Source organism: Iodidimonas gelatinilytica, from assembly GCF_008579125.1.
Lineage (GTDB): Bacteria > Pseudomonadota > Alphaproteobacteria > Sphingomonadales > Rhodothalassiaceae > Iodidimonas > Iodidimonas muriae.
In genome coordinates this window covers 149,589-172,315 of the sequence record NZ_BKCL01000005.1, presented here as the reverse complement: position 1 = coordinate 172,315, position 22,727 = coordinate 149,589, and the positions used below count along the sequence as shown (strand labels likewise).

Annotated in this window: 18 protein-coding genes, 2 tRNA genes and 1 pseudogene; 13 read left to right on the top strand and 8 right to left on the bottom strand. The window is 54.7% G+C overall.

What is annotated here, in order from left to right:
* The first annotated feature begins 104 nt into the window (after positions 1 to 104).
* Positions 105 to 788 (top strand): queuosine precursor transporter, encoded by a 684-nt coding sequence (locus tag JCM17844_RS08710; RefSeq protein ID WP_150000595.1) that lies wholly within the window; start codon positions 105 to 107, stop codon positions 786 to 788.
* Between the two features lie 75 nt (positions 789 to 863).
* On the opposite strand, the gene xth is transcribed toward JCM17844_RS08710, so the two are convergent.
* Both xth and JCM17844_RS08700 read right to left on the bottom strand, forming a co-directional pair.
* Complete coding sequence (xth, locus tag JCM17844_RS08705; RefSeq protein WP_150000594.1) at positions 864 to 1,634, bottom strand: exodeoxyribonuclease III; 771 nt, start codon at positions 1,632 to 1,634, stop codon at positions 864 to 866.
* Between the two features lie 12 nt (positions 1,635 to 1,646).
* A complete protein-coding gene (locus JCM17844_RS08700) occupies positions 1,647 to 2,888 on the bottom strand; it encodes a dicarboxylate/amino acid:cation symporter (RefSeq protein WP_150000593.1) in 1,242 nt (413 codons plus the stop codon).
* A gap of 192 nt (positions 2,889 to 3,080) precedes the next feature.
* Between JCM17844_RS08700 and JCM17844_RS08695 the strand changes: the two genes are divergently transcribed.
* The 3 genes from JCM17844_RS08695 (at position 3,081) to JCM17844_RS08685 (ending at position 4,549) form a co-directional block, all read left to right on the top strand.
* Positions 3,081 to 3,626 (top strand): tetratricopeptide repeat protein, encoded by a 546-nt coding sequence (locus JCM17844_RS08695; RefSeq protein WP_150000592.1) that lies wholly within the window; start codon positions 3,081 to 3,083, stop codon positions 3,624 to 3,626.
* A 75-nt stretch (positions 3,627 to 3,701) separates the two neighbouring features.
* Positions 3,702 to 4,172, top strand: coding sequence for a helix-turn-helix domain-containing protein (locus JCM17844_RS08690; RefSeq protein ID WP_210431668.1), 471 nt, complete (start codon positions 3,702 to 3,704; stop codon positions 4,170 to 4,172).
* Between the two features lie 173 nt (positions 4,173 to 4,345).
* The gene (locus JCM17844_RS08685; RefSeq protein WP_150000591.1) at positions 4,346 to 4,549 is read left to right on the top strand and encodes a hypothetical protein; all 204 of its coding nucleotides are present in this window, start codon (positions 4,346 to 4,348) and stop codon (positions 4,547 to 4,549) included.
* A gap of 77 nt (positions 4,550 to 4,626) precedes the next feature.
* On the opposite strand, the pseudogene JCM17844_RS15995 reads toward JCM17844_RS08685, so the two are convergent.
* A pseudogene (locus JCM17844_RS15995) lies at positions 4,627 to 5,726 on the bottom strand (S8 family serine peptidase).
* A 468-nt stretch (positions 5,727 to 6,194) separates the two neighbouring features.
* On the opposite strand from JCM17844_RS15995, the gene JCM17844_RS08675 reads away from it, so the two are divergent.
* From JCM17844_RS08675 to JCM17844_RS08665, 3 genes are all read left to right on the top strand, one after another.
* Positions 6,195 to 7,352: a S8 family serine peptidase gene (locus JCM17844_RS08675; protein WP_150000590.1), complete on the top strand. Its 1,158-nt coding sequence runs from the start codon at positions 6,195 to 6,197 to the stop codon at positions 7,350 to 7,352.
* Between the two features lie 251 nt (positions 7,353 to 7,603).
* Positions 7,604 to 8,455 (top strand): formyltetrahydrofolate deformylase, encoded by an 852-nt coding sequence (gene purU, locus JCM17844_RS08670; protein ID WP_150000589.1) that lies wholly within the window; start codon positions 7,604 to 7,606, stop codon positions 8,453 to 8,455.
* Between the two features lie 121 nt (positions 8,456 to 8,576).
* Positions 8,577 to 9,368: a hypothetical protein gene (locus tag JCM17844_RS08665; RefSeq protein WP_150000588.1), complete on the top strand. Its 792-nt coding sequence runs from the start codon at positions 8,577 to 8,579 to the stop codon at positions 9,366 to 9,368.
* Here JCM17844_RS08665 and JCM17844_RS08660 read toward each other — a convergent pair.
* From JCM17844_RS08660 to JCM17844_RS08650, 3 genes are all read right to left on the bottom strand, one after another.
* Positions 9,337 to 11,478 (bottom strand): tetratricopeptide repeat protein, encoded by a 2,142-nt coding sequence (locus tag JCM17844_RS08660; protein WP_150000587.1) that lies wholly within the window; start codon positions 11,476 to 11,478, stop codon positions 9,337 to 9,339. The genes JCM17844_RS08665 and JCM17844_RS08660 overlap by 32 nt on opposite strands.
* A 100-nt stretch (positions 11,479 to 11,578) precedes the next feature.
* Complete coding sequence (locus JCM17844_RS08655) at positions 11,579 to 11,785, bottom strand: hypothetical protein (RefSeq protein ID WP_150000586.1); 207 nt, start codon at positions 11,783 to 11,785, stop codon at positions 11,579 to 11,581.
* 253 nt (positions 11,786 to 12,038) lie between these two features.
* Positions 12,039 to 12,416, bottom strand: a complete 378-nt coding sequence (locus JCM17844_RS08650; protein ID WP_150000585.1) for a hypothetical protein — start codon at positions 12,414 to 12,416, stop codon at positions 12,039 to 12,041.
* Positions 12,417 to 12,660: 244 nt separating this feature from the next.
* On the opposite strand from JCM17844_RS08650, the gene JCM17844_RS08645 reads away from it, so the two are divergent.
* Positions 12,661 to 15,390: a protein kinase domain-containing protein gene (locus JCM17844_RS08645; protein ID WP_150000584.1), complete on the top strand. Its 2,730-nt coding sequence runs from the start codon at positions 12,661 to 12,663 to the stop codon at positions 15,388 to 15,390.
* Between the two features lie 144 nt (positions 15,391 to 15,534).
* On the opposite strand, the gene JCM17844_RS08640 is transcribed toward JCM17844_RS08645, so the two are convergent.
* Positions 15,535 to 15,610 (bottom strand) — tRNA-Asn (locus JCM17844_RS08640).
* A 171-nt stretch (positions 15,611 to 15,781) separates the two neighbouring features.
* A tRNA-Cys gene (locus JCM17844_RS08635) sits at positions 15,782 to 15,855 on the bottom strand.
* Between the two features lie 202 nt (positions 15,856 to 16,057).
* Between JCM17844_RS08635 and JCM17844_RS08630 the strand changes: the two genes are divergently transcribed.
* The 5 genes from JCM17844_RS08630 (at position 16,058) to JCM17844_RS08610 (ending at position 22,723) form a co-directional block, all read left to right on the top strand.
* A complete protein-coding gene (locus tag JCM17844_RS08630) occupies positions 16,058 to 16,762 on the top strand; it encodes a protein-L-isoaspartate O-methyltransferase family protein (protein WP_235898961.1) in 705 nt (234 codons plus the stop codon).
* A gap of 194 nt (positions 16,763 to 16,956) precedes the next feature.
* Entirely contained in the window at positions 16,957 to 18,375 is a 1,419-nt protein-coding gene (locus JCM17844_RS08625) for a TolC family outer membrane protein (RefSeq protein ID WP_150000583.1), read from the top strand.
* Between the two features lie 151 nt (positions 18,376 to 18,526).
* Complete coding sequence (locus JCM17844_RS08620; RefSeq protein WP_235898957.1) at positions 18,527 to 19,084, top strand: DUF2497 domain-containing protein; 558 nt, start codon at positions 18,527 to 18,529, stop codon at positions 19,082 to 19,084.
* A 126-nt stretch (positions 19,085 to 19,210) separates the two neighbouring features.
* The gene (locus tag JCM17844_RS08615; protein ID WP_150000581.1) at positions 19,211 to 21,838 is read left to right on the top strand and encodes a valine--tRNA ligase; all 2,628 of its coding nucleotides are present in this window, start codon (positions 19,211 to 19,213) and stop codon (positions 21,836 to 21,838) included.
* 27 nt (positions 21,839 to 21,865) lie between these two features.
* Positions 21,866 to 22,723 carry a peptidylprolyl isomerase gene (locus tag JCM17844_RS08610; protein ID WP_150000580.1) on the top strand — a complete coding sequence of 286 codons (858 nt, stop codon included), beginning with the start codon at positions 21,866 to 21,868 and terminating at the stop codon, positions 22,721 to 22,723.
* Positions 22,724 to 22,727: the final 4 nt, after the last annotated feature.

Sequence of the window (22,727 nt, the reverse complement as noted above, 5' to 3'; positions counted from 1 at the left end):
GCGACAAGCAGATATAGCAACCAAGAGGAAGGCTTTTGTCCAGTGGATGGTTCTGCGGCAAACGCGCCTGTGCCTGATGCCATCCCGCTTTGAAAGCCGCTGCCATGTCCGAAACACGTCAATATCGCTATTATGATTTCGCCATGGCGGCGTTTGTGGCGGTTCTTATCTGCTCCAATTTGATCGGTGCGGCGAAGGTGGCCGACCTTGGCGGCTTTGAATTTGGCGCTGGCGTTTTGTTTTTCCCCATTTCCTATGTTTTGGGCGATGTGCTGACCGAAGTATATGGCTATGCACGCACCCGACGGGTGGTCTGGGCCGGATTTGCGGCGATTTTGTTCATGGCCTTTATGAGCTTTGTGGTGGTGGCTTTGCCACCGGCTTCCGGTTGGTTGGGACAAGGCGCTTATGAACAGGTGTTCGGGCAAACACCGCGCATTGTTTTTGCATCGATCACCGCGTTCTGGTTGGGGGAATTCGCCAATGCCTTTGTGATGGCGCGAATGAAAATCTGGACCAAAGGCAAATATCTATGGACCCGGACCATTGGATCAACAGTGGTGGGGCAGGGCATCGATAGCATGGTTTTCTATCCGGTGGCCTTTTTGGGTATTTGGCCTACCGATTTGGTGCTGCTGATCATGGCTTCAAATTTTGCGCTGAAGGTGGGTTGGGAAGCGGTGTTGACGCCGATCACCTATAAGGTTGTGGGATGGCTCAAACGGGTCGAACATGAAGATTATTTCGACAAAGACACTGATTTCACGCCCTTTTCCATCAAGCGCTAAGAGTCGCCCTGTTATAAGGGCGCATTTCATCAGGCCACATCACCCGCCTATGGCGAATGATGTGGCCTGTGCATATCAATCAGACAATGTAACCCACACGGGCACATGATCGCTGGCTTTTTCCTTGCCACGCTGGGCGCGGTCGATACCGGCATCTTGCAACCGGTCGGCGGCTTGGGGCGACAACAGAAAATGGTCGATACGGATGCCATTATCTTTTTCCCATGAACCGCGCTGATAATCCCAAAAGGTGAAGCAATCGCCTTGCGGGTGGATCTGCCTTATGGCATCGGTCCAGCCTTGATATAGAAGGGTTTGAAAGGCGGCGCGGGTTTGCGGCAAGAACAGCGCATCATTGAGCCAAGCCGCTGGATCATAGCAGTCTTTTTCCGTGGGGATGACATTGAAATCCCCTGTGATCACCGTTGGTTGCTCGCTGTTAAATAGCTCGGTGGCGCGTTTTCTCAGGCGCTCCATCCAAGCCAGTTTATAGTCGTATTTCGGTCCCGGTGCCGGATTGCCATTGGGCAGATAAAGACATGCAATGCGCACGCCTTTATGGGTGCCTTCAATATAACGCGCTTGTTCATCACTGTCGTTGCCGGGCAGTCCGCGCCTTACATCTTGAAGCGGCTCGCGGCTAAACAGCGCCACGCCGTTAAAGCCTTTTTGCCCGTGGGTTTCTAAATGCCACCCTCGATCTTCAAATTCCAGACGGGGAAAGCTGTCGTCCATGGATTTCAGCTCTTGCAGGCACACCACATCCGCTTCGCAGATGTCGAGCCACTCCAAAAGGCGGGGCAGGCGGGCTTTGACGCCATTGATATTGAAGCTGGCGATTTTCATGGGGTGCCCCTTTTATTCAACAGGATCGGCATTGAAACGATCCAGATCCAGTTCCCCTTCCGATTTGGCAACCAGAACGGAAATCGTGGCGTCGCCTGTTACATTGGTAACGGTGCGCATCATGTCCATCAGCCGGTCAATGGGGAAAAACAGAATGATCGCCCCAAGCGGCAGTCCAACGGAGGACAGAACCACAGGCATCAGGATCAAGCCGGCGCTGGGAATGCTTGCGGCCCCGATAGACGCCAAAGTGCCTGTCAAAATAATCGTTATATATTGGGCCATGCTCAGATCAACGCCAATGGCTTGTGCCGTAAACATGGCGGCTATGCCCATATAAATCGCCGTCCCATCCATATTCATGGTGGCCCCAAGGGGCAGCACAAAACTGGAGATTTTTTTGGAAACCCCCAGATTGTCTTCCACATTGGACATGGTGACAGGAAGTGTTCCGGCGCTGGTGGCGGTGGAAAAGGCCACGGCTTGGGCATCAATTATGCCACGGAAGAATTTGATGGGATGCAGGCGCCCGGCAAGAGTTAAAAGCCCCGTATAAACAAGGCCGATCTGCAAAAAACAGGCGAGATAAAGCGCCACGACAATCCATAACAGGCTGACCAGTTCATCGACCGCCAATGCGCCGATTACCCATATGATCAGGGCGAAAATGCCGAAAGGAGCCAGTTCCATAATCATATGAACCAGCTTGAAAATCACTTCCGTTGCAGAGTCGAAAAAGGCTTTGACAGGCTCGCCCTTTTTTCCGGCCAGATTGATGGACAGGCCAATGAAAATGGCGAAAACGATGATCTGCAGCACATTGCCATCAGCCATGGCGGCAACGGGATTGGCGGGGATCAGCCCAACCAGAAGATCGCGCACACTGATGGCGGCATTTGGGTCCGGTGCATTTTGCCCGCCGCTTGCCGCATCGGGCAAGGTAATCCCGGCACCCGGCTCAATGATGCCGCCAACAATAAGGCCGATCAGCACGGCAAACGCGGTTGTCAGGAAATAAAGCCCTAGCGTTTTGCCGCCCATGCGGCCCAGCTTGCGGCCATCTTGTAAGGAGGTAATGCCCGAAACGATGGTCGTGAACACGATGGGCACCATGAGCATTTTGATGGCATTGATAAAGACAAGGCCGACCGGCTGCATTGCAATGGCAATATCAGATAGCCCTGCAGCCTTCAGGCCCGCCCCGAAAATGATGGCCAGAGAGAAAGCGATCAGAATCCGCTTCCATAATTTCATGCTTTTCCAGCCGTTCCACATGGTGCATCCATCCCTTTTGTGCTTTTTTATGTTGTAGAAATATCTTCTAGACCATATAATTATACGCTTGTTTCGTTACCGGAACATTCTTTAAGGATCAATCCCTCCCCTTTTAACGCACGAGCCTAGGCGGTAAAAAGGCATTTCTTTTCCATGACAAACGATTGAGCCATGAAACGCAAGCTGACCTTTTTGAGTGTGCTTTTGGTCTGGTCCTTTCAGACAGTGGGTGCTGTGGCGCAAAATCTGGGCGACGGGATCGCGGCCTTTAGCCTGCAAGACTATGAGACCGCCCGTGCGATCTTCGAGCCTTTGGCCGAAAATGGTGATGGAGATGCCGCTTTCCGGTTGGGCTGGATCTATGAAGGTGGCTTTGGCGTGGCGCGTGATCCGGTGCAGGCGCAGGCATGGTATGGCCTCGCCGCACAGCACGGCCATAGTGAAGCAAAACAGCGCTTGCTGGAGCTTCAGATGGCCGACCCCAAGGCCATGTCCGTTGCCCGATTGGAAGAGGCTGCGGCGGAAGGGTCTGTTAAGGCAAAAATTGAACTGGCGCGGCTTTATGCGGCGGGAGATGGTATGGCCTTGGATAAGGACCGAGCCCGATCCTTGCTTTTATCTTTATGCCAAGAGCAGACTTCAGAAACTATTCGAGCCTATGCTCAGGTTGCACTTGAAGCATTTGGTGATGAAACACATGTTTGCGTAGAACAATGATAGCCATAGGAAAAAGATGTGGCTTTAAACACTTCTCTTTGTGTGAGTTCTCGATTAGGCTGAATTTGTCTCTGCTTGAGCCGCGATGGGGGGCGGCAAAAGCATATCCGGTTAAAAAAAACAACGGAGACCAAAGTGGTTCGTGGACCTAACCCCATTGATGTGCATGTCGGATCTCGTGTCCGGTTGCGCAGGACTTTGCTTGGGATGAGTCAGGAGAAACTTGCGCAAGCACTGGATCTGACCTTTCAACAAGTGCAAAAATATGAGCGCGGGTTGAACAGGATTGGATCCAGCAATCTTTACAAAATCAGCCAGGTTCTTGATGTTCCTATCGAGTTCTTTTTCGATGATATGAGCGAAGATCTGGCGACAAAGCTCATCCCGCCCAAGCCTGAAGATACCTTTGATATGCGGCAAGTCGGTAAGCGCGAGACCGTTCGGTTCGTGCGCGGATTTTATGCAATCAAAGATTCCCAGACGCGTCATCAGATTTTCGAATTGATGAAACGCTTGGGTGGCGAAGGCGAAAAAACCAGCAATTGATGAGAGTATGAAAATGGGGTTGTTGTCTTCCAACAGGAGGCATGACCCCATTTTTACCATTCCATGCCGGCTCATACCGTGAAAATGGCCGCATTTCCATTAGCCATTTGGGTAATCGTGGGATCGTCTGGTTTGTGGTTTAATATAGGCTGTTTCCATTGCATGAAGCCGATATGCCCATTGATCCTTTACATAATCGCCTGAAGCGGGTGCGCGATGCGCTTGAAACGCTGAGTCATGAAGAGCGCGAGCATATGGTCAGGCTGGCAGAGCGGGCGGGGATGCTTTCTGAAATGCGCGATAATGGAGCCTTGGGGGAAGAGCGGATTGAAGATCTGCTGGCCCGTTTTCATCCTATGGCATCAGCTCGCTTATAAAGCTGCTCTACAGCTTATTTCGATCCCGCGAATACACGGCCATTAAGAATTTATGGCCGTGCTGTTTTTCTGTCAGGTTAATGCACGCAGATTGGATCGGGAAATCCATCGGGATCATTATTCGCGGTCCCATCAAAGACCGCCGGACCGAGAAGCAAAATACCAGCCACATGTGGTGTCGCCATGGAGGTCCCGGAAATAGTGTTCAGCCCTCCATCATTCCAAGTGGATAGAATCGATACGCCTGGAGCGGCGCAATCCACCGGCGGATTGCCAAAATTGGAAAAGCTGGCAAAGACATCATTACTGTCTGTTGCGGACACCGTATAAACATTGGGATGCTCGGTGCTTCCCGGTGATACATTGTTGGTATCCTGCGCTTCATTCCCCGCGGCAATGGCAAATTTTACGCCAGTATCGGCGGCGGCGATCACTGCATCATTCAATGCCTGGCTGAAACCGCCTCCCAGCTCATATTCGCCACATCGCCGGGGGCACCATTTGCTGCCACATAATCAATACCCGCGATCACGCCGGAAAAGCTGCCCGAACCGCGATTGTCCAGCACACGAACAGGGACCACTGTAGCTCCTGCGGCAACGCCGACCACGCCAACGCCATTATCGATGGCGGCAATTGTTCCAGCCACATGGGTGCCATGGCCATTGCCATCATTGGGTGTATTCTTTCCGCTGGAAACGAAATTGGCGGCACGGGCTGTATCCACATTCAGGTCTTCATGATCGAGATCAATTCCACTATCAATGACCCAGGCCGTAAGTCCGGTTCCGTCCACGCCGCCATTAACGCGGGCGATGCCCCATGGTGTTGTTTGCGGAGGCAGATCGCTGCCACCGCCACCGGGCTTGCCCATGGTAGCGAAGACAAGGCCATCAGGCTCATAATAGGCGATTGACGGATTATTGGCCGCAAGCCGCTGTGCAGCGGCCGGTGACATTTTTGCAGAAAACCCCTTGATGGCGGACTTGTAGACATGTTGGGGCTTTGCATTGGCTTGCGCGGCAAGCATATTTGCACGCCCGCGCGCATCGGCACTGTCAACACCCGGCTTGAATACGAAGATATAATTGTCCTGGATATACTCTCGCATCTCAATGGAGACAGCGCGATTGTCGGTCTCTGATTGGGCAATGCAGGCCTGTGCAAACACAGTCATAGAGCAAGAGCCGTCCCAACGACAAAGCGTGATGATATCTTATTCATATGTCACTCCTTCTACTTGGATAGCTTATGATGCACAAATGAAGGAGACACGCAATAGGAGAATTAAATAAGACTTATTCACTTATTCCGGACTATTTTTTCCTGTTGACTATGGAATGCGTGCTATAAGAATGACCTACCTATCAGTGTGTCGTGGCATTGAATATCTATATTACGATTGTCATAATTTATGTGTGTAATTCATTCATTTTGAACAGTTAATTTAACAATATTCTAAGCACGAGAATCGTAAAATATTAGCACAATCAGTTTATTATAGAAATTTTTATATTTAAAGTTTATTCCCTAAAACAAGAATATCATATAGTATTAATCAATTTTTACGGGAAAAATATATTGCAATAGCGCGTACCAAATTCAGCATGGGACCATCGACAACACGCACTTTAGGGAGTGTCTCATGAAAAAAGAAATTGGTCTCGCTTCACTGATTGCCATTGCGGCATCCGCCGGTATGGCTTTGGCGCAAGAGGGCGAACGCCCTGTACAATATGGTATTTCTGCCGATCTTCAGCAAAAAGTGGACGGCAATTATATCTTTGTTTTGAATGATGAAATTCCGGCAAATCGCGTACGCGGCGTGGTGCGGCGCATGGCAGCCCGTGCCGGTGTCAAGGTCGGGCATATTTACGAACATTCGATCAAGGGCTTTTCCGCCAAGATGCCCGCCGAAACAGCCGCGGCCATGGAAGAAGATCCGATGGTCTCTTATTACACCCATGACGGGGTTGCCTTTTTGAGTGATACAGAGGTGGGCACCGCTGCGACCGGCGATGTGTCGGCGCAGGCCCAAAGCACACCTTGGGGAATTACCCGTGTTGGCGGCCCGGCTGATGGCAGCAATCTTGGAAAATATGCCTTTGTTATTGATACGGGCATCGATATGGATCACCCCGACCTCAATGTGGCCACGTCCCTAAGCCGCAATTTTGTTAGCGGGCTCAGTTCTCCTGAAGATCAGAATGGCCATGGTACCCATGTGGCTGGCACGATTGCCGCCTTGGATAACGGTATTGGCGTTGTCGGTGTTGCGGCTGGCGCAAAAGTTGTTGCCGTTCGGGTGCTGAATGCACAGGGCAATGGATCCTTTGCCGATATTATCGCTGGCGTGGATTATGTGGCGCAGGTGGGCCTTGCTGGCGAAGTGGCGAATATGAGCCTTGGCGGTCCGGCAAATTCCGCGCTGGATAATGCGGTTCGCAATGCGGCAGCCAAGGGCATATTTTTCTCGCTTGCTGCGGGCAATGAAGCACAGAATGCCAATAATGTGTCCCCGGCACGCACCAATGCCGCCAATGTTTACACAATTTCGGCCCATGATAGTCAGGATCGCTTTGCCAGCTTTTCCAATTTTGGCAATCCGCCGATCGATTGCGCCGATCCGGGGGTGAATATCCAATCCACATGGCTGAATGGTGGCTATAACACCATTTCCGGCACTTCTATGGCGGCTCCCCATGCGGCAGGAATTTTCCTGATCAATAACGGAACGGCGTTCAGTGGCGGGGTTGTGTCTGGCGATCCCGATGGCAATCCGGATCCCATCTGCCATCTTTAAGGCTTTGCCTAAAATCATATGGGGCGGTCTGTTCTGATCTGATCGCCTTTGGTGCCGCGCTCCGTGCTTCATGCCGGGGCGCGGTTTTCTTTTGTTTGATTTGCGGCCTCTTGCTGCCCTTAATGGAAAAGGTGTGTTTATTCGCTTTTTTTTATAATATTATGCCTTTGATCTGCAGATAAATTGCCTTAAAGATCCCAGATTCATCCTTTGGGCGATATGATTTTCTCAAGCTGGGGCCTTTTTCTTCTATGGATAATGAATTCGTCTTGCTTATGCGCTGTGCGGATCAACCGGGAATTCTGGCGCGGGTGACGGGCTTTTTATATGACCGGGAAGGGGATGTGCGCGATGCGGCGCAATTTGGCGATCCGTCTACGGGGCTGTTTTTTGTACGTATTCACTTTCGTTTGCCCGATGGTGCGGATAGTTCCGCGGTGCGACAGGATTTTGAAGCCTTTGCAAAGCCGTTCGGTATTCAATGGGTGATCCGCCGCTGGGAACGACGATTGCCGGTGATGATTGCGGTTTCGAAGGCGGGGCATTGCCTGAACGATCTGCTGCACCGGTGGCGCATTGGTGCCTTGCCTATCAAGGTGATGGGGGTGATCTCGAACCATGAAACCATGCGGCCTTTGGTGGAATGGCACGATGTTCCATTCCATTATGTGCCGGTGCAGGCGGACACCAAGCGGGAACAAGAAGCCGCCATGCTGGATGTGTTTGAAAGCAGTGGGGCAGAGCTTTTGGTTCTAGCGCGTTATATGCAGATTTTATCTCCCGAGATGTGCACGGCATTGTCGGGGCGGTGCATCAATATTCATCATTCCTTTTTGCCCAGTTTCAAAGGCGCGCGTCCCTATCATCGCGCTCATGAGTTGGGGGTGAAATTGATCGGCGCAACGGCGCATTATGTGACCCCCGATCTGGATGAAGGCCCGATCATCGAGCAAGATGTACGCCGGGTTTCCCATGCCCATTCACCTCAGGATCTTGTCGCCATTGGGCGGGATACCGAAGCCAGTGTGCTGGCGCGGGCTGTGAAATGGCATGCGGAACGCCGGATCATGCTGAATGGCCGAAAAACGGTGGTATTTACCTAAAAGCAGTGAAGAACGGCCATGCGATTTGCTGTTCAGGGCCTAAGACTTTGCGATAATCATATTTAACATATTGTTAATGTGTTATATTGCGCGAGGGTTCGGAACAGTTAAGGGTAGCCATATGTCGTTACAGGTGAAATATGTCGGTCTTGCTGGCATCGGGGCGCTTTGTTTTGCGATTTTGGCACCGGATGCCGAGGCGCGTTTGATCCGGTCGGGAGGGCTTTCCACCGGTAGCGCCATTTGCGATTATACCGGCCCCACCTTGGGCCCCTTTGTGGGGCTTTGGGCCTTGGATGAAAATGGCGCGCCCACTGGTCGTGCGGTCAGCTTTTTCAATAATGGCGTGGCCGATGTTCTCAACAGCATTCCCACGTTCGAGGATTGTGAAGGGCAATCTTACGAGTTTTTCACCAGCGAGACTTTGGAGTTTTTCACCATTGTCGATCCGGGCGTGTTCCTTTTTGCGCAAAATCCCGATGTGGACTTTGTCTTTACCTGGACGCTGGGCGGCTTCACCTTTGAAAGCAAAGACCCAACGCCGACTTTCGCTATGCCAGAGGCGTTGAAAGCGTTGAGTGATGGTTTGGGGGCTTCCCGTTCGACGAGAGCGCCCGGCCCAAGCGCCGTGGCTGCAAACCTGACGGGCGGGCACACCAGTATTTCTCTGGACCTTACCGTTCGGCTGAGTATCAATGCCAATGAAAGCTTCGGATTTTTCGATTGTGCGGGTCCGTTATTGGACCCTTGCGGCACTGTTGGCGGGAATTTGGGGACGGGATTGAATTTCGATGGTGTGGCGGCCACCAATGTGGTGATCCTCGATGTGCCTTTGGCTTCCACCATATCGTTCTTTTTGTTGGGGATCGGGGCGCTTGGCCTTAGGGCTCGGTGGACCAATTCGCTGCAATAGGCGTTAAGATCTGACGCTGGCGGCCCAGATCTGCGGTGATCTTGTCCATGATGTCTTGATAGCCGGACATGTCACGCAGGCTGAACAACAATGGGTCACGGGGGGTCCAATCCTCGCGCCAGCCATGGTCATAGGCGGTGTTCAAGGCCGAGATGGCCTCGTCATTACGGCCTTCCAAAGCATTGATACGGGCCGAAAGATAATCAAGCTCGGCAGAAACCAGACCGTATTTCCGTTCTTCAAAAAGAAGCTCTGTGCAGTGTTGAAGACGGCTTTGCGCTTCATCTTGTGCGCCGCGTTCTTGATAAATATAGGCAGCTTCAATGGCCGGCGAGCAATAGGGCATGTAAAAGCGCTCTTCATCAGGCAATGCGCTGTCGGCTGTCAGCAAGAAGTCCGCGGCTTGCTCTTGTACGCCATAAAGCAACGCATACCAGCCTGCTTCCAGCGCCACATAGCTGTCATCGGGATTGGCCTCGACGGCAAAATCGAGCTCGGCCAAGGCCTCTTTAAACTGGCCGCGGGCGAGCATCAAATTGATGCGGAAATCCTGCGATGCGTAAAGCCCGGCCATATCGGGCATCCCCAAGGACAGCAATGTTGCCGTGAGGCTTTCGCGATATTGAGTGCTGTCGGGGGAGGCAGCCAAAGCCTGTTTCCAAAATTGTGCGCTTTCGGCCAGATTGCCTTCACGCCGTGCAATATCGGCCAAACCGCGCAGGCCAAGGGGCGAACCGGGGGACAGTTCCAAAAGGGCGTTGAAATGCTTGCGGGCTTCTTGAGGATGGCCGCGCAGGCCTTTTTGGAAGCCGATATTATACAGAACCACCGGCGACAGGGGATCAAGGCTGAAGGCGGTTTCCAGACTGTCCATCGCCTCTTTGTGGCGGGATTGACGGGCCAATAACAAGGACTGCCATAAATAGGCATCGGCATAGCTGGGGTTAAGGGCAATGGCTTTGGCATAGGCATCCAGCGCGGCCGGGGCATTGCCTTCCATATCCTCGATCCGGCCCAGCACCGCATGGGCTTCTGCCATATTGGGATCGCGCATCAGGGTTTTATCCACATTGTTGCGGGCAATGGTGGCGGCAATGGCAGGGTCCAGCGTGCCGAAATTCTCCGATCCTTCCCCAAGCAGCAAAATGGTTGCGGCAAGCCCGGTATAGGCAGCGGCATTTTCCCCGTCAGCCGAGATGGCCTGATCGAAAAAAGTACGTGCCTCGCGTAGGCTATCGACGGTGCGTTTGCGCATGGCAGCGCGCCCGCGCAGATAAAGATCATAGGAATCGCCTGCCACCGGCTTTCCCAGCAAATCATTGTCGTCGTCTAAAAAGCGGTCGAGCATGATGCCAAGAATGGTGCGGGCAATTTGTTCTTCTACCGTCATCACATCGGTCAGGGTGCGGCTGAAGGCATCGGTCCAGATGGTCAGGCCATCGGCGGCATTGACCAAGGCGGCCGTTACCCGCAAACGATCGCCAGAGGTGCGCACGCTGCCTTGCAAAATGGCCGCCACGCCTAATTGTTTGCCGATGGCGCGGTTATCTGCACCAGATATGGCGGCACGGAAGGCCGATTGCGGTGCGGCGATACGAATGCCGCCGAGTTTCCCCAAGGCCACGGTCACCTCTTCGGCAATGCCTTGTGCCAGATAACCAAGATCCTGCGCCGGGCTCAGATCATCAAAGGGCAACACGGCGATGGACTTGTCTTCGGGAAGGGCCGCCAAGCGCCTTGTGCCATCACGATTCTGACCATCGATCATCAGGCCGACCGCGATATAGCTGGCGGCAAGAGCCAGCGTTACAGTTGCGCCAAATCCCAACCAGCGGGCCATGCCCAGCTTGTGCACGGGGTGTGTTTCATCAAGCTTGGGCGTTCGGACCAATCCTTGCGGCGTGATGTCGAAAAACCACGCCACATAAAGCACCACCGGAAAACCGGCGATGGACAAGATCACCACAAGGGACGAAACCCAATGGGGCATGGCCAAAGCCGGGCCAATGGTCGCTGTGATCTGGATCACCAGCCACGCAATGACTGCATAAGGTGCCATCAGACGCAGAACACGGCGTCGCCTGATTTCGGATAACAAGCGAGCGGCCATTCTTATTTTCCCCTAAATTTGATGTGAAATAATAGAAGGATCAAAGCCATAAAGCAATGAAAGCCTATGGCTATTCTGCGCATCTTGTTCGGGCTGTGTTTCAATGCACCAGCAGGCCAAGGGTTGCTGGTAAATCCGGTGCGTTACCTGTTGGTGGCGAAGGACGCTTGGGGCCCGGGACGAGGACCAGCAGCCGCGCCAGGCTTTTTATGATGAAGGCTTGTTCCATATGGCGGGCATAAGCCTTTCCCGCTGCGGCCCTTTCCAGCGCTTGCGGGGCATAAAGTGCTACGTCCATGAATTTCATCAAAGCGGCCAAAGAGGGGCAGGCATGTGTTTGCGCCCTTTTACCCCCTCCTTTTTGTGGCCTTCAAAGGTCGGGTTTTATGACCAGTTTGATCTTTATTCCTTGGAGCGCGCGACCTGTATGCATTTGCTGGCGATTTTTTCCGTTTTTTCAAGTGCATCCAACAGCTTGGGATTGCCAAAGGCCCCCCATGGCCATCACGCCGCCAGTTTCATAATCTGTTTCATAATATCGTACCTTTCCATCATATTGGTCAGGCGTGCGCAGCATTTCTTTTTGAATGTGCAATGAAGGCGACAACCCCAGCCGCAATGAGCAGCGCGGTGAAAATAAAGGTCTGTGGCGCGAAAAGCGGGGGAAGAATACCTGCGCCCAGCATCAAGCCGCCAGCGAGGGCATAGCGTTCCTTGAGCGACATGAAGGCGCCCGCAAGGCCCACGAAAAATCCGGCGATCATGATGAAGGAGGCCGTGATCATTTTGTCGAGCGAGCCGCCTTGAGCCGCGAGCTGGGCCTGTGCGGCAAAACGCTCCATCTCGTTGAGCGAGCCGAAATCGGACATCCATTTCATGCCCAGAAAGCCGACGGCCAGTGCGCCGAGAATACCGAGAATGATGCTTGCCATTTTCATCGTTCCATCTCCTGTTCATTTGCATCCTCCCGAGGGATTCAGGAGGATTGCCAACCGACAAAGAGCTTGGCACCCGCGCAGGCGGAACTCTTCACGCAGTTCTAACGAATTCCTAACGCTATGAATTCGCATGGTTAATCAGATGGTTGATATAAACATTCAATCATTGTAAAATTTGTTTCGGTCTTGTTCGGCTCGGTCTTGTTCGGCTCGGGCTTGTGGCTTGGAATACAGGGGGTCGCAGATGAGCGACTCGGCTCTGTCGCAATCTGGTAGCTTATATCTCTATCGTTTCGGTTCGGCGGAGTTCGACGAGGCGCGTTTCGAGCTGCGCATGGGTGGGCAGCCGGTGGAGCTGGAGCGCCGCCCGCTGGAGGTATTGCGCGCGCTCTTGCACCATGCGGGCGAAGTCGTCACCAAGGAAGAACTGTTCGAGACGGTCTGGGCCGGGCGCATCACCGTCGAGAATGTGCTGGCCAATGCCGTGGCCAAGCTGCGCAAGGCGCTGGGCGAGGGGAATGCCGCCTTCATCGTTACACAAGCGCGGGTGGGCTATCGCTTCGATGGCGAGCTGGAGCGCATCGCCGCAGGGCGACGACTGATCAGCCGCCTTGAACTCAAGCCCGGCGAGATCGTGCCCGGCCGTCCGCATTTCCGGCTTCTGGAGCAGCTTTCCATCACCGACGGCAGCGAGGTCTGGCTGGCGCAGCATGAAAAGACCGGTGAGCGCCGTGTCTATAAATTCAGCCCCGATGGCGAGCGTCTGGCGGCGCTGAAGCGCGAGGCCACGCTCTCGCGTTTGATGCGGGAATCGCTGGGGGAGCGCCCGGACATCAGCCGCATCATCGACTGGAATTTCGAAGCCGAGCCCTTCTTCCTTGAATGTGCCTATGGCGGGCAGAGCCTGCCGGACTGGGCGGAGGAGAAGGAACGGCTGGCCGCCATGTCAGCAAGCGAGCGGTTGGAACTGGCTTTGCAGGTGATCGACGCCATCGCCGCTGCCCATAGCGTGGGGGTGCTGCACAAGGATTTGAAGCCTGCCAATGTTCTGGTGGATGCAGATGGCCAAGGTGGCTGGCAGGTGCGGGTCACCGATTTTGGCAGTGGCCGCCTGATGGAGCCTGCCGTGCTGGCGGAACTGGGCATCACCCCGCTTGGCCAGACCATCGCGGATGATTCATCAAGCAATTCGAGTTATGGCACGCCCCTTTATATCGCGCCTGAGGTGATAGCCGGTGCGGTCCCCACAGCACGCAGCGATATTTATGCATTGGGCGTTCTTAGCTATCAGATCTTGGCGGGTGATCTGAAAAAGCCGCTGACAACCGGCTGGGAGGATGATCTGGAAGGCGCCCTGTTGCGCGAGGATATTGCGCAGGCAACGGCGGGTGATCCCACGCGGCGCATGGCTTCGGCGGCTGAACTGGCCCAACGCCTGCGTTCTTTGGAAGAGCGGCATCTTGAACGGCGACGGCTGGCGGCGGTGAAACAGCGCGCATTAAAAGCACAGGCAGCTCTTCAACGCAGCCGGGCGCGGCGGCCTTGGCTTATCGGGGTGATTTCCCTTTTGGCGTTGGGCGTGGCAGCCAGCACCGGGCTGTTCTTGCGTGCCAGCGAGGCGTGGCACAGTGCACAGCAGCAAGCAACGCGCGCCGAAGCCACCGCCGCCTTCTTGCGTGATATCATGATCAATGCCGACCCGCGCGAATCCGGTGCGGGCCATGATGCCAGCCTGCGCGATGCACTGACACAGGCCACAAAGCGCATCGAAGCGCGTTTTGCTGCCGATCCTGCCATGGAGGCCTCGGTCCGCTTGACGGCGGGGGAAATCTATACCGGCCTTCAGGATTTCCCAACCGCCGTTCTGCATCATCGCCGCGCTGCTTTGCTTCTGGCCCATATGCTGGGCGAAAGCCATCCGCGCACGCTGGAGGCTCGCTATCGCTTGGGCGAAGCGCTTAGCAATGCCTCGCTTTATGACGAAGCGGGCGAGGTGCTTGAGGCCGCCGACGGAGATGCGGGCGCGCGACTCGACGAGGATGACGCACTAGGGCTGGCCGCTGCCCGGGCGCATGGGCGCTTTGAGCTTCTTCAGGCCAAAAGCGAAACGGCAACAGACCATTATGAAGAGGCATTGCGGCGTCTTGCCCGTGTTGCGCCGGATGATGCGCGCAACTTCCATGCACTCAGCCTTGATCTGGCGCAGGGCTATGTCCGCATCGGGCGGCAGGAAGAGGCGGTGGTCCTTCTGGAAAAATTGCAAGAAGAGGCGCGCTTTGCCGATGCAGGCGTCAGCGATGCACGCCGCGCCACCGCAAAATTGCATTATGGTGCCGCCCTTCTTCATTCGGGGCGGCTGGAAAAGGCGGAAAGCGTGCTGGCCGAGGCCTTGCCGGCATTGGCCGCCGCCTTCGGGCCGGAATCGACCCAATTGGCCGAAGGGCGCGGGGTATTGGGCAATCTTTATGCCGCCAGCGGACGCTGGGCCGAAGCTGCGCCCTTGATTGCCCACGTGCGCGAGACGACCTGCGCCTCCCTTGGCCTTGAGCATCTCAATTGCCTGATGGCGGGCGGCAATGAAGGCGTCATTCTGGTGCAATTGGGAAAGGCCATGGAGGCGATTCCCCGGCTGACAGCGGCGCGCGATGCTTTCGACCGCCTGATGGGGCCAGCCTCACCCGGTGTGCATGTGTTGAATTATTATCTGGCGCAGGCCCTGCTGGATATGGGCGATGGCGGTGCCGCTGCGCCGATCGTGGAGGGGCTTGATCCCGCCTTGCTTGCAGCCGGTAGCCCCGGAGATGAATGGTCGGTACGACTGGACGCGCTGCGCGGCTGGGCAATGATCTTGAACGGCGAACCTGAAAAGGGGCGTCGCCTGATCGAGGCTGCCTTGGCGCAAATGAAAGGTGCGGCGATGCAGAGCTGGATCATTGATCCCTTCCGCCGGGTGCTTTCCTCTGAAAATCTTTGAATGAAGCGCCAGTGAGGCTGCGGCGTGCCGCTGGTCTGGGAAGGCGTTTTGTCGCCAAAATCTGTGCGGCGAGGGCTGGTTTCGGGGCGATATGGGGAAGGGGCAAAAGAAAACCCGACAGATGCTGTGCACCTGTCGGGTGATTGGCTCCCCGGGCCGGACTCGAACCAGCGACAAAGCGGTTAACAGCCGCTCGCTCTACCAACTGAGCTACCGGGGATCAGGGCCTGCTGTGTGCATATTCGTGTCTGAACACAGCTGGTCCGGAAACCGTATATCGTGCGACCGTGGCCGCGGGCGGATCGTATAGGACGAAAAATTCATCCTGCCAAGTCCTTCTTGCGAATATTTTCGCAAAATGATGACAATCCGCCGAAAGTCACCGAAAATCTGGAGGCCCGGGCCGGAATCGAACCGGCGTGCAAGGATTTGCAGTCCTCTGCGTAACCACTCCGCCACCGGGCCGCAGGTCGGTGTGGGCGGCGTAATAGCAAAGCCTTGGCTGATGTGCAACGCAATAGTTGCGATTTGTCATTTGCTTCGATTTTGTTCAAAGACGCGGCTCAAATGATATTTGAAGGCTTAGAGTGCGTCTGGCCGTTGTCAGCAGGGATTGCCATGGTTATAAGTCCAGCCTGAAACAGCTTTATCAAGGGACTGAACTGTGATGAGAAACGCAGCCATGAGCAAGGCCAGTGCCGAGGACTCTTCAAAGGCCGTGCGCCTTGCCATGATCGAAGGGCAGATTCGCCCCAATCGGGTTTCCGACGAACGCGTGCTTGATGCGATCAGGACTGTCCCGCGTGAACAGTTCGTACCCAAGTTTTTGCGTGGCGTCGCTTATCTGGATGAAGATCTGGAAATCGCCGAAGGTCGCTATCTGATGGAGCCGATGGTGTTCGCGCGTCTTGTGATGGCTGCCGACATCAAACCCGATGATGTGGTGCTCGATATTGGTGCAGCCACCGGCTATTCCACCGCTGTTTTGTCGCGTTTGGCGGAAACGGTCGTTGCCGTTGAGGAAGACGCGGACTTGGCTGGTAAAGCCTCGACCAAGCTTTCAGAGCAGGGCTGTGACAATGCCGTGGTGATCGAAGGAAAATTGGTGGTTGGCGCTCCCGATCATGGTCCATTCGATGTGATTGTCATCAATGGCGCGGTGGAGACGATTGCCGATAGCCTGATGGCGCAGCTTGCCGATCATGGCCGTTTGGTCTGTGTGCGCCAGCAAGACGGGGTGAGCCGGGGGGTGGTTTTCACCAAAACAAGTGCAGGCGACGGAGCGGAAAAGGCTGTGGGCGCGCGGGAATTGTTCGATGCATTTACACCGGTCCTGCCCGGATTTTCTAAAAAAGAGACATTCCGTTTCTGATTTTTGTGGCAAAAATGCAGAACTTTGAGGTGAATTTCTGAAAGTATGCTTGTTTATCTATATCTCTTACCGATATGGTTGAGCCACAAAAGAACACCCTTGATTATGGGGTGTTGCGACAACAAACATGACAGCGAGACGGCCCGTAAAAACAAGGGCCATACGAAGGATAGACAGGATATGAAACGCGCACGATTTTTATTGGCCACAACGGCACTTGGCTTGAGCGTGAGCTTTGCAGGGGCCGTTCACGCAGAAACCTGCGGGAGGCTTTGGCCGCAGCATATTACAGCAATCCCGATCTGGCCGCAGCCCGGGCGGAACAACGCTCGGTGGATGAAGCGATTCCGGCGGCGATTTCCAACTGGCGTCCCAATATTTCCGGTCAGATTCAATTGTTTGAATCGGATATTTCCTCCACCACCGTTCGCGGAACCGACGGCACGATCGTCAATGACAATGATTTCAACGGCAGCAATGAAGCGTATTCTGCCCGCGTGGATCAGCAGATCTTTCGCGGTATGCGGAATTTCAACCAATATAAGGGCGCCAAATCCGAAGTGATGGCCGGACGGGCCAATTTGCTGTCGACGGAACAGCAGGTGCTTTTGGATGCTGTGACCGCATATATGGATGTGCTGCGGGATATGGCCGTTGTGCGGCTCAATGATAACAATGTGCAGGTTCTCACCCGTCAATTGGAAGCGACTCAGGATCGCTTCCGGGTGGGGGAAGTGACGCGCACCGATGTGGCGCAGGCGGAAGCGGCCTTGGCCGGTTCCCGCTCCACACGTATTCAGGCGCAGGCAACCCTTGAAACCAGCCGCGCCATCTATCGCCGGATCATCGGCATGTATCCGGGTACTTTGGAAGATGCGCCCGAACTGCCGCCATTGCCGCAAAGCGAAGATATGGCTGTCGAGGTGGCTTTGGATGAAAATCCGTTGGTGGTATCCGCCCGCCATGTGGAACAAGCGGCGAAATATGATGTGAAGGAAGCCAAGGGCGGCGTTCTCCCCACGGTTAGTGCCTTTGCTGACTGGTCCCGGCGTGAAAGTCCGACACTGACTTTCGACCCGGTTCCCAATAGCTTTGTGAATGCTAGCAATGTGGGCGAAACCACCCGTTATGGTATCACCATCGATATTCCACTTTACCAATCCGGTGCGGAATATTCCACCGTGCGGCGCGCCAAGCAGGTCAACAGCCAGCGGCGTTTACAGATCGTTTCGGCGGAACGTCAGGTGATGCAGAATGTGCGGGTGGCGTGGGAAAATTACCGGGCGGCTCAAGCCAGTATCGAGGCAACATCCGCTCAGGTGCGCGCCAATGAGATTGCCCTTGAAGGAGTGCGCCAGGAAGCCTCTGTCGGGTCGCGCACCACTTTGGACGTTTTGGATGCGGAACAGATCCTGCTGGATAGCCGGGTGAATCTGGTAACGGCACGCCGTAATGAATATGTGGCGGGCTTTTCGGTTTTGGAAGCGGTGGGTCGATTGAATGCCGCATCGCTTAATCTGCCGGTTGAATTGTATCAGCCGGAAGAATACTACAAGTCTGTGAAATGGAAGTTCGTGGGATGGGGAACGGGTGATAAAGACGATTCTGAATAATAAATGGGCCTTGGCCTAAGTGTTGACAGAAATTTTTATCACAATTAACCATCTCTAAGGATATTTCGCGGCTATTCTATAGCGTAACAACAAACAGCCGCAGGGCCGGTGATTGTCGCCTATGACTGAGACGGTCGAAAAAGAACCAACGATGGAGGAGATTCTTGCCTCCATCCGCCGCATCATTTCAGAAGATTCGGCGGATGAGGGTGAGTCATCTTCCGATGAGTCGCGTCCGGTTGAAGAAACGCAACCAGAGGCAGATAGTGCGCTGGATCAGGCCGATATGGAGCCGGAGCCAGCGCCTGAACCTGAGCCTGAGCCTGAGCCCGAACCGGCCTTTGAGCCGGAGCCAGAGCCGGAAGACGATGTTCTGGAGCTGACTGACTTTGTGGAAGCGGAACCAGAACCAGAGTCCGAGCCAGACTTTGACGAGCCGGATAGCCTTGCTGAGGATCTGGCTGATAAAATCACCGAAGAGGCTTTGGTTTCCAGCAGTACCGAAGAGCGGTCCAGCGCCTCTTTTGCGGAATTGTCGGCCATGTTGGTTGGCGGGTATGAAGGGGCAGGCAATACCTTGGAAGGCTTGGTGCGGGAAATGCTCAAGCCGATGTTGCGGGCCTGGCTGGATGAAAATCTGCCCCGCATCGTCGAGGATATGGTGGAGCGGGAAGTGGCGCGCATCGCGGCGCGTGGCGGGCGTAAATAAGCCACAGTCCGGTATTCTTTCACTCTGTTTTTAAAGCTTGTCTTTTTGCATGGATTAGAGCCAATGCAGCCGTTAGAGTGCGCCAAACTCTTTTGACGCCCTTGGCAAACCTATTGAGCTGGATACATGGACAAGCATTACGATCCGTCGGATATCGAGAAAAAATGGTTCCCGCATTGGGAAAAAAGCGGGGCCTTCAAAAGTGGCCGCCGCCCCGATGCCCAGCCTTATTGCATCGTGATTCCGCCGCCCAATGTCACCGGCTCGTTGCATGTGGGGCATGCGCTCAACAATACCTTGCAAGATGTGCTGTGCCGTTTCGAGCGGCTTCGCGGCAAGGATGTGTTGTGGCAACCCGGTGTGGATCATGCGGGGATCGCCACCCAAATGGTGGTGGAACGCCAATTGGCCGCCGAGGGGCTGGACCGCCGCGATATGGGGCGCGAAGCCTTTTTGGAGCGGGTCTGGAAGTGGAAAGAGGAATCGGGCGGGACCATTGAAAACCAATTGAAGCGCCTTGGTTCATCGGCGGATTGGTCGCGCTCGCGCTTCACCATGGATGAGGGTTTGTCCAAAGCGGTTGTAAAGGTATTCGTGCAATATCACCGCGAGGGATTGATCTACCGCGATAAACGGCTGGTAAACTGGGACCCGAAATTCCGCACCGCCATTTCCGATCTGGAAGTGGAACAGCGCGAGGTAGACGGCAATTTCTGGCATTTGGCCTATCCGGTGGATGGCAGCGATGAACGCATCATTGTCGCCACCACGCGCCCTGAAACCATGCTGGGCGATACGGCTGTTGCCGTGCATCCGGAAGATGATCGCTACCGCCATCTGGTGGGCAAAATGGTGCGCCTGCCGTTGACGGATCGCCTTATCCCCATCATTGCCGATGAACATGCGGATCCCGAACAAGGCTCCGGAGCGGTGAAGATCACGCCCGCCCATGATTTTAATGATTTCGAAGTGGGCAAGCGCAATGATCTGGAGATGATCAATATCTTCGATCAACATGCCGCCATCAACGAAAACGCCCCGGAAAAATATCGTGGCATGAGCCGGGAAGAGGCGCGTAAAGCGGTGGTGGCCGATCTGGATGCCTTGGGTGTTTTGGTGAAAATCGAGCCCAAGTGTATCATGATGCCTTATGGTGATCGGTCCGGCGTGGTGATCGAGCCATGGTTGACCGATCAATGGTATGTGGATGCGAAAACGCTGGCTGGGCCTGCCATTGAGGCGGTGCGTTCTGGAAAAACAAAGTTCGTGCCGGGTAATTGGGAAAAAACCTATTATCAGTGGATGGAGAATATCCAGCCCTGGTGCATTTCGCGACAACTTTGGTGGGGCCATCAGATCCCAGCATGGTATGGCCCGGATGGGACCGTTTATGTGGCGGAATCGGAAGAAGAAGCCCAGGCACAAGCGGGAGAGGGCGTTGCGCTTACCCGCGATGAAGATGTGCTTGATACATGGTTCTCATCGGCTTTGTGGCCGTTTTCCACGCTGGGCTGGCCCGAAGATACGCCGGATGTGAAGCGTTTTTATCCCACGGCAACGCTGGTCACGGCCTTTGACATTATCTTCTTTTGGGTTGCCCGGATGATGATGTCCGGCCTGCATTTCATGAATGAAGTGCCGTTCAAGGATGTCTATATCACCTCTTTGGTCCGCGACGAAAAAGGAGACAAGATGTCGAAATCCAAGGGGAATGTGATTGATCCCCTTGATTTCATCAATAAATACGGAGCCGATGCCCTGCGCTTCACCATGGCGTCTTTGGAAACCCAGGGCCGCGATATCAAGCTGTCGGAAAGCCGTGTGGAAGGCTACCGGAATTTCGGCACCAAGCTTTGGAATGCGGCGCGTTTTTGTGAAATGAATGGGATTGGCGGCAGCCGGGATCTGGCTCCGCCGCCGGCCACTTTGTCGGTTAATCGCTGGATTATCGGCGAGATTGGCAAGGCGGCAGAACTGGTGACAAAATCGCTGGAAGCGTTCCGGTTCGATGCAGCGGCAAATGCCATTTACCATTTCACATGGGGCACCTTCTGCGATTGGTATCTGGAGCTGATCAAGCCCACTTTGATGGGGGAAGACGGCGCGGAAAAGGACGAAACCCGCGCGGTTGCCGGTTGGGTTCTGGATCAGATTCTGGTGCTGTTGCATCCTTTCATGCCGTTTATCACCGAAGAATTATGGCATGCGCTTTTTGAAGGCGACCGCGCTGATCTGATCGAAGCCCGCTGGCCGGTGGTGCGCGCCGATGCGGTGGATGCCGAGGCCGATGCGGAACTGACATGGATCGTTGATCTGATCAGTGCCACGCGCTCGGCCCGGTCGGAAGCCAATATCCCCGCTGGGGCCAAGGTTTCGGTCTTGGTGCAGGAAACCCGCGAGGAACGGCTTTCATGGCTGGCCCGTAATGGTGATTTGATTTTACGGCTTGGGCGTTTGGCCAGCATCACCCCCACCGAGCATCTGCCGAATAAAGGCGCGGTGCAATTCGTGATGGACGGGGCTTCTTTCGCTATTCCGCTTGAGGGTGTGATCGATCTTGGGGAAGAACGGGCACGCCTGGACAAGGCCATTGCCAAGACCGAGAAGGAAATCAATGCCCTGTCAGGGCGGCTTTCCAACGAGAAATTCGTTGCCAATGCGCCTGATGAGGTGGTGGCGGAAGCCCGTAACCGCTTGGAGCAAGAGAGCGATCAACTTGAAAAGCTGAAAGCGGCCAAGGCACGTCTTGGCTAAGTGAAACCGTAAAAAGGGGGCAAATATATGAGACGGATGGGACGCATAGGGATTTTGGGTGCGGTACTGTCGGCGACGATATTTGCCACCACTTGCGCGCGCGGTCAGGATGATGTGTGGCGCAGGCTGGACCCTGAAAATACGCTTTATATCGAGATGGATCGGGGGCGGGTGATTGTGGAACTTGCTCCCGATCTTGCGCCGAAAAATGTCGAGCAGTTAAAGCGTTTGGTGCGCGAAGGGCGCTATACGAACACCAGCTTTTATCGAGTGATCGAGAATTTCGTCGCCCAAGGCGGGCTTGAGGTTGATGTGGAGGATATTCCCGCACTTCCTGCAGAATTTGAATGGGAGATGGGCCGGCTAGACGGGGTGACGCCGGTAGAGAGCAATGACCCCTTTGCCGACAAAACCGGCCTTTATCAAGGCTTTGCACTGGGATATGACAGCAAGGAGGGTCGGGAATGGGCGATCCATTGTCCCGGTGTTATGGCGTTCGCGCGGGAAAATGAAGCGGACTCCGCCACGTCGGATTTTTATTTCCCCATTGGCCAGGCGCCGCGACATCTGGACCGTAATCTCACCATCGTTGGTCGGGTGCTTCAAGGGTTTCGCTTTATCCAAGGGGCCTATCGCGGTGATCGGGATATTGCAGGCGGGGTGATCGGTAGCAAAACCTTGCGCACGGCGATCAAATCCATGGCCATTGCCGCCGATCTTGATCCTGCCGATCGAACAAGGCTGGAAGTGATCAATACCAGCCATCCAAGATTCCTCGAACAGCTGGATGCGCAAAGGAATCGCAAGGGGGCTTTCTGGCATCACGGTCCCACGTCTTTTGTTGACGTTTGCACCGTGCCGGTTCCTGTCCGCCCCGGAAATTGATGGC